Raw genomic sequence first — 8,779 nt, forward strand, 5'->3', positions numbered from 1 at the left:
CCGGGGTGATCCAGTTCGGTTCGGCGCCGAGAAAGCGGTCGAGGAAAGCCACCGCATAGGCCGGCATCTCGGTCACATTCTCGCGATAGGACCACCAGGTGCGCAAATCGTCGGCGCATTTGTCGATGCCGGGTGCCGTGCCGAATTCCTGCTCGTGGATCGCCGAAATCACCGAGACGCAGTAGTTGGTGTAGAGGAAACCCTCCGGCCAGAAGCGGACGATTTCCAGCGTGCCGGCGTTCGTTTCCGTCTCGATCAGCTGCGTGAGGCCGGAGATTTCCTTGGCCGGCGCCTGTTTTATCAGCTCACGCAGCACGAGGCCGGCGGCAAAGACGATGAAGTCGGCGCGGTCGATCGCGGCGAAGCGCTTCTGCGCCTCCATGATCTCGACCCAGTCGAGAAAGGCCCTGGTGAGCTTGGCCTCGTCGATCTCGAAGCGCACGCCGAACGTGTCCGAGACCACCTTGGCGCTGCCGCGAAAGGTGGCGCGGAACCAGCGCAACTGCCGCAGCCGATGGCGAAGATCGGGCATCAAGGCCAGTTCGTCCCTGAAGGGCAGGTCCATGTTTCCTCGTATCCTGTTTCCCGGTCAGCCTAGCACAAGCGCGCCGCCGCCGAAATCTGTCAGCGGCCCTGTAGATGACCGCTTCAGAGCCCAATATCATACATATTGACATTCTCGGAAACAAATGTTCTCACTTTGCTGTTGTCACGCGCCGGTCCAAGGTGCGATTCAACTGAGGCTTCGGGAGGAGAACCGAATGGCGATTTGGCAGTGGGGACTGCTTCTGCTGGTTATCGTGTGGGCGCTGCAGTCGCTCGGCGTCTGGCTGCAGATGCGGCATTATTCGGATGTCTTCAGGGGCGTCACCGACCAGTACAAGGACGGCTTCGTCGGAGCCGGCAATTTTCGCGGCCGGTTGGCCAAGGGCACCATCGCGCTCGTGGTGGTGACGCCCGATCTGGTCGTGCGCCGCCTGATGGTGATGAGCGGCCGTTCCGTCTTCACCAAGTTCAAGAGACATGAAGAATTCGAGGGTGTTCCCCTCGATCGACTCCGGTCCAACCCTGCAATCATGGGGGAGGGGGAACCCGGTGTGGCCGAGGCCGTGAAACGGGCGATCGAGCAGATCGACAAAACACGGTCGGAGCCGGGGAAGAAGCCGGGCCTGTCCGGTTTGAACGTAGCAAGGGCTTAGAGCCGGATGATTTCGGGCTCTAAATCAAAGGGATAGAGGACGCCGCGCACCGACTGGGATCAACCGGCGGGTGGCATAAGGAGGAGAAATGTCTGTATTTTCGTTGTTGGCGCAGCATGCCGACATGGCCGTGCACAATCTGCATGTCGCAGGTGCCATGGTTTCGGATGCCGCATTGCATGGCAAGCTCGCTGTCGAGCATGCCTCCGACCATCTCGTTGTCCTCGCACAAGCGGACAGCGGACCGATCACCGTCGATCAGTTCAAGGAAAAGCTGAAGGACGTCCAGCAGGAAGAGCAGCTCGGCTGGCTGACCGCCATCGGCAAGTACTTCATCGGCATCTTCCAGAAGGGTGGCGAGGTCTTCGCCGGCTTCGTCACCGGCATCATTCCGACGCTGGTGGTGCTGATGACGGCCTTCTATGCCGTCACCGAACTGGTCGGTGAAGAGCGCGTGCATGGCCTGGCGCGCGGCGCCGGTCGGATCGCGCTGACGCGCTACACGCTTTTGCCGCTGCTGGCGGTGTTCTTCCTCACCAATCCGATGGCCTATACGTTCGGATCGTTCCTGGAAGAAAAGCACAAGCCAGCCTTCTATGACGCGGCCGTGTCCTATGTGCACCCGCCGCTCGGCCTGTTCCCGCACATCAATCCCGGCGAGTATTTCGTCTGGGGCGGCATTCTCGTCGCGCTGCTGGAGCTGGAAAAGAAGGGCGTCGTCGTCGCCGGCTACCACGTCAAGGTGGCGATCTGGTACGCCATCGTCGGCCTCGTCGTCATCCTGCTCAAGGGCATGCTGACCGAACGCATCACCGCGATCATGGCACGCCGCCAAGGCGTCGAGCTGTAAGGGCGGGGAGGACATCATGGCCAAGACATATAAAGCCGTAAAGATCTCCCAGGGCAAAACCGGCTGGGGTGGCCCGCTCATCATCGAGCCGACCGAACAGCGCAGCAAGGTGGTTTCCGTCACCGGTGGTGGCATTCACCCGGTGGCGCAGCTCATCGCCGACATGACCGGCGCCGAGGCCGTCGACGGCTTCAGGGCACCGCCGATCGAAAGCGAGATGGCGGTTGTCGTCGTCGATTGCGGCGGCACCGCACGATGCGGCGTCTATCCGCGCAAACGTATCCCGACCGTCAATCTGACGCCGGTCGGTCAATCCGGGCCGCTGGCCCAGTTCATCACCGAGGACATCTACGTTTCGGGCGTGAAGCCGGCCAACATCACAATGGCGGACGGATCCGAAACGATCACGACTGCAGGGGGAGCAGCAGCGATGAGTTCAAGCAACAATGCGACCGCGGCACCACAGCCGCTGCCGAGCGAAGGTGGGCTGATCGGCCTCATCAGCACGATCGGCCGCGTCATGGGACGTATCGTCGGCATCTTCTTCAATGCCGGCCGCCGCACCATCGACCAGGTCATCCGCAACGTGCTGCCGTTCATGGCCTTCGTGACCATGCTCATCGGTCTGATCCTGTATACCGGCATCGGCGATGTGCTGGCGCAGCCGATGGGTCCGCTGGCCAACAACATCGTCGGCCTGCTGATCATCTCGGCGATCTGCGGCCTGCCGTTCCTGTCGCCCATCCTCGGGCCAGGCGCTGTCATCGCGCAGGTCATCGGCGTCGCCATCATCGGCCCGCAGATCGCCAACGGCACGATTTCGCCGGCAATGGCACTGCCGGCGCTGTTTGCCTACAATACCCAGGTGGGCTGCGACTTCGTCCCCGTCGGCCTGGCGCTCGGCGAGGCCAAGCCTAAGACGATCGAAATCGGCGTTCCGGCGGTGCTCATCAGCCGCCAGATCATGGGGCCGGTCTCGGTGCTGATCGCCTGGGTCGTCAGCCTGATCGTGTTCTAAGGCAATTCCGGGAAAAGCGCACAATGCTTTCCCTTGGAAACTGCGTCAAAACAAAGAGATAGAGCGGTTCACCGCTCTAGGGAAAGTTGAGAAAATGAGGTTCGCCATATGACGGTTCTTTTGAGAACACGGGTCACTGCCATCGGCCCCGAAGTGGCGGACCTTGCCGAAGGGGGCGTGGTCATCCTGTTTGCGGATGGCTCGCCGCCGGAGCTTGCCGAGGTTTCGGTGCTCCACAAGGCGGAGCAGGGACCAAGTGACGGAGCGCCCGCCAAGGGCGCTTCGATCACCCTCGGCCCGGTTGCCGCTGTTATCACAGCGGTCGGCTCCAGCGCGTGGAGCAAGGTGCTGGAAATGGGCCATGTCGTCATTTCGTTCAACGGCGCTACCGAAGCCGAGAGACCGGGCGAGATCTGTGCGTCGCAAGTCGATCCGCAAGCGCTCGTGGCCGCCCTGAAGACCGGCGCGATCATCACCATCGCCGCCTGACAGCATTCGCGCCGCGGCCCATGTTGGGAGCGGCGCCCAAAACCAGAGTATTTGCCATGGAACGCTCGACCATCGTCAGAGTGCATGAAGGTTTGCACGCCCGTCCCGCGACGCGGTTCGTGAAGCTCGCCAAGGGCTTCGAATCCGACGTCGAACTGGTCAAGGACGGCAAGGCGGTCAGCGCCAAGAGTTCGGTCAAGCTGATGCTGCTGGCGGTCAAGGAGAACCAGGAAGTCACGGTGCGGGCGAATGGTGCCGATGCCATCGAGGCGCTCGAGGCGCTGATCGGCTATCTCGAGAATCCGCGGGCCGGCCTCGATGATGAAGCGGAAGCGCAGAGCCCGGCCAACGATGCCGGGCAGGAAGCGGCACCCGCGCCGGGATCCATGCCGGCGGCACCTGGCGGGGCAAACCGCTTGCGTGGCGTGGCCGCCAGCGAAGGTTTCGCCATCGGCCCGGCCTTTGCGCATTTCCCACCCGATATCGCCGGACAGGGCCGCATGTTGCGGGCCGAGGAGATAGAAGGCGAGATCGACAGGTTCCGCACGGCCGTCGGCGCGGTCCAGGCCCGCATGGATCATGCGTTGGCGCAGGACAGCCTGTCGGCTGGAGACCGCGGCATCGTCGCCGCGCTGCGCGATATCGCCGCCGACGACAGCCTGGCTGGTGAGGCCGAGGGCCTGATCAAGGGCGGCAACGACGCGGTTTCCGCCGTCATCACCGCCGCCTCCACCATTGCCGCCGAATTCAGCGCCGTCGACGATCACTATCTCAACGCGCGGGCGGATGATGTCCACGCCCTTGGGCGGCAGATTTGCCTGGTGTTGCTGGGCCAAGACGATGTCAGCCTCGAAAACATCCCCGAAGGGGCTATCCTGATCGCCGACGACATCGGCGCCTGGGATCTGGCACGCGCGCCGCTGAAGCGTATCGGCGGCGTGGTGTGCGGTCATGGCGGCGCCACCTCGCACATCGCCATCATCGCGCGCTCGCACGGCATTCCGGCCGTGCTCGGCCTCGGCGACCAGGTCAATGCCTTGCGTACCGCGCGAGACGTCGCGCTCGACGGCAATGCCGGCCATGTGATCATCGACCCCGACGAGGCGACCCGTGCCGATTTCGCCGGCCGCGTCGAAGCGGCGGCAAAGGAGCGCGCCGGGCTGACCATCTTCAAGACGGTGACGCCGAAGCTCGCCGACGGCAGGATCATCGAGGTGGCGGCCAATATCGGCTCACTCGAGGAAATCGAAGCGGCGCAAGAGGCTGGTGCCATGGGCATCGGCCTGTTCCGCACCGAGCTTTTGTTCATGCGCCATATGCATCTGCCCTCGGAAGACATGCAGGCCGAGACCTATGCGGCGCTGGCCAAGGCTTTTGCGCCTTATCCGGTCATTGTGCGCACGCTCGACATCGGCGGTGACAAGCCGATTGCCGGCATCGAATTTCCCGACGAGGAAAACCCCTTCCTCGGCTGGCGCGGCATCCGCATGTGTCTCGACCGGCCCGACATCTTCAAGCGCCAACTGCGGGCGCTGCTGCGCGCAGCCGTGCACGGCAACATCAAGGTGATGCTGCCGATGGTGTCCGACCTCTCGGAGGTCAGGCAGACGCGCGTGCTGGTCGACGAATGCACAGCCGAGCTGAAAGCCGAAGGCGTGCCGCACGCATCATTCGACCTCGGCGTCATGATCGAAACCCCGGCCGCCGTGCTGATCGCCCCGGCGCTGGCCAAGGAGGTCGCTTTCTTCTCGATCGGCACCAACGATCTGACCCAGTACATCATGGCCGCCGATCGGCTCAATCCGACCGTCGCCAAGCTCAACGATGTCACCAATCCGGCCGTCATGTCGGCGATCGAAATGACAGCAAAAGCCGGCGTCGCCGCCGGTATCATGGTCGGCATGTGCGGTGAGGCGGCCGGCCGTCCGGATCTGATTGCGACTTTCGTGAAGATGGGGCTGACCGAACTCTCGATGAGCCCGGCTTCGATCCAGCGCGCCAAGAAAGCGATCATGGCCATGGCCGCCGAAGGCTAGCCCAGGCCGGCTGACTACGGCAGATGGGCAAGCAAGGTGGCGAAGACCGGGGTCAGTTCAGCGATCGGGTTTGCCTTGGCGCAAGCCTGAACGATGCGATCGTGGCGAATATCCGCCGCCAGGATGGCGATCTCCAGCATATCCGGCTCCGGCGCGCCGTCCCTGCCGGTGGTCGCCAGGCCGCAGGCCAAAGCGAGCGGCGCCAGGCAGCTTATGTCGAGCGCCCGGCCGCCCGCCGGCGTTCCCGGCTCGGTCTCGGCAAAGCGAACGGGACGCTGATTGAGGCACTCGACCAGCAGCGCCGAGCAGGTGGCCGCGATTGCCTGCAGTCCGGCACCCGGCGCGGCCAATGCGGCCAGGAGATCGCCATGCCGCTTGCGCATCGTGGCATGGACGGCCGCGAAATCGGCTTCGTGGATGCGGGCATTGTCGATGTTCAGGCCGGCAAGCACCGCTTTGGTCAGATAATACATATCGCGCCGGAATAGGCGCTCGGCGTCCAGTTGGCGATCCTCGTTGCCGACCGGGAAATAGGTGCCGAGGCCCTTCACCGTGGTGCCGTCCACCTTGATCGGGCGCTCATGCGGGACGAAAGCTTCGGCGATCGACAGTGCTTCGTCGACGGCACTCGCGGCATGGCTGAGCAGGCCTTCGATGCCCTTGCCTGGAAACGGTGGCAGATGGCTGGTTGCTTCGCGCAGGATGCTGGCATGGCCGCTGCCGTCATGGCGGCTCTGGCGGATGATTTCGCGGACTTCCCGCAGCCGGTCCTTCAGATTGACGCGGACATCTTCGGAGATTTGTCGGAGCATCGCGGATCGCCTTGAAATTTGCTGCGGATAGCCGACCGGGGCAGCCGCCACTCTCTACATTGTTCCTATCGATAGGTAGATCAATAGGCGATACTAGACCAGCATGCAGAATCGGCGGCGGCGCCCTCGTCCGTCGCCGCAGGGGGAGAGACAGACTTGGGCAGACGACGACAGGGCGAAAGCGAAGACGGTCGAGGCGAGGCAACCGAGCTGGTCGCCAGCGAAAGCCGGACGGATCGCCTCAGGATTCGCGCCGCCTGGATGTATTTCGTCGAACAGATGACGCAGAACGAGATCGCCGACGTGCTCGGCGTCGGTCGCGTCACCATCGTGCGCATGCTGGCGGATGCCCGGGCGCGCAACGAAGTGAAGATCACCATCGAGAGCGAATTGTCGGAAATCGTGCGGCTTGAGCGCGCATTGGAGAAGACGTTCGGGCTGCAGCAGGCGCTGGTGGCGCCGCTTTCGGCAGCCGATGCCGATCCCATACCAGCGATCAGCGCCAAGACCGGCAGCTTCCTGTCGGACACGATGAAGTCCGGCATGCGGGTCGGTGTCGGCTGGGGGCAGACGCTGTTCTCGAGCCTGCCTTTCATCAGCGCCAAGTCGCTCACCGACTTCAAGGTGATTTCGCTGCTTGGCGGTGTCGGCGTCGTGCGCCGGGTCAACCCAGCCGAGTTCGCCTGGCGCTTCGCTCAGATATTCCAGGGCGACGGCTATCTGATGCCGACACCAGCCGTGGTCGACAGCGTCGAGACCAAGATCGCCCTGATCGAGCGCTGCGGCCTGCAGGAGATTTTCGAAATGGCCGACGTGCTCGATGCCGTTCTGCTGAGCGTCGGCGGGATCGCCTCGGCCACCACCTTCTCTCGTGGTGGCTTCCTCAAGGAGGCGGATCGGGAGGCCCTGCTTGCGCGTGGCGCCGTGGGTGACCTCCTGTTCCATTTCTTCGACCGCAACGGCGATCTGGTCGACCATCCCGTCAACAGCCACGTGATGTCGGTGGATGTCGACCGTCTGCGAAAGGCGCCGATCCGCATCCTCACCTCCGGTGGCGAGGAGAAGACCGAAGCGCTGCTCGGCGCCATGACCCTCATTGCCCCAACCATCCTGATCACCGACGAGGAGAGCGCGCGGCGCATGCTGGAAGCGGTCAGCGGAAGCTGAAGCTGTCCATGATGTAGTCCGGCCAGGCCTGCTGTTCGTCGAAAACAGCGGCGAGATCCGGTGTGTCCGCCAGTATTCCGCTCAGCACCAGCGCGGTGGCGATGCCGGTGCTGTTTCCCCCCGATATGTCGTGTTCGACGCTGTCGCCGACGCAGACCACGGTGCCACGGTCCGGCTCGCCGGCCAGCGCCAGCGCGGCGTCGAAAATCGCCGTGTCGGGCTTGCCGATGCGGGTAACGCTGCCGCCCAGGCTTTCGTAGAGATCGGCCAGCCGGCCGGCGCCGAAGCGAGGGCCAACGGCCGTCAGCATGATCATGTCGGGATTGGTGCAGAAACACGGCACCCGCCGCTCCGCCGCCGGCGCGAACAGTCTGCGATAATGGTCAAGGTCAAAGCGGTCACCCTCGCTGGCCGCGATCAGCACCAGCTCGGCCTCATCGCCGGACCCGGTCAGCGCAAATGGCAGGCCTTCGATCGCGGAACGGTCATTGTCGCGGCTGATCAGCAGGCATTTTGTCCCCGGGCGCAGCTTTCCCGACGTTGCCATCTCCCCAAAGGATCGCCACGCCACCTCGCCGGAAGAAACGAAATGATCCCAGCTTCCCGGTTCGAAGCCGAGTTTTATGAGCCGGCTTTCATTGGGTTGAGCCCGCCTGCCGGAGTTCGAAACCAGCACCACCGTCTTGCCGGCGCGTTTCAGCGCCGATAGCGCTGCCACCGCGCCTGGATAGGGCCGCGTGCCGTCGTGCAGCACGCCGAACTGGTCGAGCAGGAACACATTATAGCGCTCCGCCAGCGGCCCGAGGCCGTCGAGACGTTCGATCGTTTTCGCGCTCATAGGAGTCCTGCCCGGCTTGCACCCATCAGCGCCAGCCGCGCCGTGCCGGCGGCGGCCTCGTCGGAAAGCGCGGGCAGGAAATCGACGCCGAGCCTGCGACGCCGGATTGCCGTCCAGGCCGGGTTCGCTGCCCCGCCTCCGACGCTCCTGACCGATATCAGCGTGGGCGCGCCGAGTTCGGCAAGCCTGTCATAGCCGAGCGCTTCGATCGCGGCGATGCCTTCGAACATCGCTTTCAGATAATCGGCGTCGTCCGCCGGCCGCGGCGCAAGGCGAGGCGGCAGCGCCGGATCGGCGATCGGAAACCGTTCGCCCGTGGCGGGAAGCGGATAGGAATCGAAGCCGGGGCCCGGCTCCGGGTCGATTGTCG

General features: G+C 64.0%; 10 protein-coding genes. 6 read left to right on the forward strand and 4 right to left on the reverse strand.

Annotated features, from left to right (window positions below; translation table 11 throughout):
- Positions 1–565: hypothetical protein (locus tag EN914_RS14405; RefSeq protein WP_127389134.1), on the reverse strand; the 565-nt coding region annotated here is incomplete at its 3' end.
- Positions 566–761: 196 nt separating this feature from the next.
- Here EN914_RS14405 and EN914_RS14410 point away from each other — a divergent pair.
- The 5 genes from EN914_RS14410 (at position 762) to ptsP (ending at position 5,592) form a co-directional block, all read left to right on the forward strand.
- A complete protein-coding gene (locus EN914_RS14410; protein ID WP_013529327.1) occupies positions 762–1,199 on the forward strand; it encodes a transcriptional regulator GutM in 438 nt (145 codons plus the stop codon).
- 88 nt (positions 1,200–1,287) lie between these two features.
- Positions 1,288–2,049: a PTS glucitol/sorbitol transporter subunit IIC gene (locus EN914_RS14415; protein ID WP_013529328.1), complete on the forward strand. Its 762-nt coding sequence runs from the start codon at positions 1,288–1,290 to the stop codon at positions 2,047–2,049.
- A gap of 16 nt (positions 2,050–2,065) precedes the next feature.
- Positions 2,066–3,067, forward strand: a complete 1,002-nt coding sequence (locus EN914_RS14420; RefSeq protein ID WP_024503717.1) for a PTS glucitol/sorbitol transporter subunit IIB — start codon at positions 2,066–2,068, stop codon at positions 3,065–3,067.
- Positions 3,068–3,175: 108 nt separating this feature from the next.
- A complete protein-coding gene (locus tag EN914_RS14425) occupies positions 3,176–3,556 on the forward strand; it encodes a PTS glucitol/sorbitol transporter subunit IIA (RefSeq protein ID WP_013529330.1) in 381 nt (126 codons plus the stop codon).
- A gap of 56 nt (positions 3,557–3,612) precedes the next feature.
- Entirely contained in the window at positions 3,613–5,592 is a 1,980-nt protein-coding gene (gene ptsP / locus EN914_RS14430) for a phosphoenolpyruvate--protein phosphotransferase (protein WP_024503718.1), read from the forward strand.
- Between the two features lie 14 nt (positions 5,593–5,606).
- Here the strand turns inward: ptsP and EN914_RS14435 are convergent, their stop codons facing one another.
- A complete protein-coding gene (locus EN914_RS14435; RefSeq protein ID WP_024503719.1) occupies positions 5,607–6,404 on the reverse strand; it encodes a hypothetical protein in 798 nt (265 codons plus the stop codon).
- A gap of 156 nt (positions 6,405–6,560) precedes the next feature.
- Between EN914_RS14435 and EN914_RS14440 the strand changes: the two genes are divergently transcribed.
- Positions 6,561–7,571: a sugar-binding transcriptional regulator gene (locus tag EN914_RS14440; protein ID WP_024503720.1), complete on the forward strand. Its 1,011-nt coding sequence runs from the start codon at positions 6,561–6,563 to the stop codon at positions 7,569–7,571.
- Here EN914_RS14440 and EN914_RS14445 read toward each other — a convergent pair.
- Positions 7,558–8,409, reverse strand: a complete 852-nt coding sequence (locus tag EN914_RS14445) for a TIGR01459 family HAD-type hydrolase (protein ID WP_024503721.1) — start codon at positions 8,407–8,409, stop codon at positions 7,558–7,560. The two genes, EN914_RS14440 and EN914_RS14445, sit on opposite strands and share 14 nt — an antisense overlap.
- Positions 8,406–8,779: FGGY-family carbohydrate kinase (locus EN914_RS14450; RefSeq protein WP_245497818.1), on the reverse strand; the 374-nt coding region annotated here is incomplete at its 5' end. The genes EN914_RS14445 and EN914_RS14450, both read right to left, overlap by 4 nt.

The organism is Mesorhizobium sp. M7A.F.Ca.CA.001.08.2.1, from assembly GCF_003998455.1.
GTDB classification, from domain to species: domain Bacteria; phylum Pseudomonadota; class Alphaproteobacteria; order Rhizobiales; family Rhizobiaceae; genus Mesorhizobium; species Mesorhizobium ciceri.

What these genes read in the sequence shown, in the direction of transcription:
- EN914_RS14410 (WP_013529327.1), top strand. Translation starts at nt 762, where the DNA reads ATGGCGATTTGGCAGTGGGGACTGCTTCTGCTGGTTATCGTGTGGGCG.
- EN914_RS14415 (WP_013529328.1), top strand. Translation starts at nt 1,288, where the DNA reads ATGTCTGTATTTTCGTTGTTGGCGCAGCATGCCGACATGGCCGTGCAC.
- EN914_RS14420 (WP_024503717.1), top strand. Translation starts at nt 2,066, where the DNA reads ATGGCCAAGACATATAAAGCCGTAAAGATCTCCCAGGGCAAAACCGGC.
- EN914_RS14425 (WP_013529330.1), top strand. Translation starts at nt 3,176, where the DNA reads ATGACGGTTCTTTTGAGAACACGGGTCACTGCCATCGGCCCCGAAGTG.
- ptsP (WP_024503718.1), top strand. Translation starts at nt 3,613, where the DNA reads ATGGAACGCTCGACCATCGTCAGAGTGCATGAAGGTTTGCACGCCCGT.
- EN914_RS14435 (WP_024503719.1), bottom strand. Translation starts at nt 6,404, where the DNA reads ATGCTCCGACAAATCTCCGAAGATGTCCGCGTCAATCTGAAGGACCGG.
- EN914_RS14445 (WP_024503721.1), bottom strand. Translation starts at nt 8,409, where the DNA reads ATGAGCGCGAAAACGATCGAACGTCTCGACGGCCTCGGGCCGCTGGCG.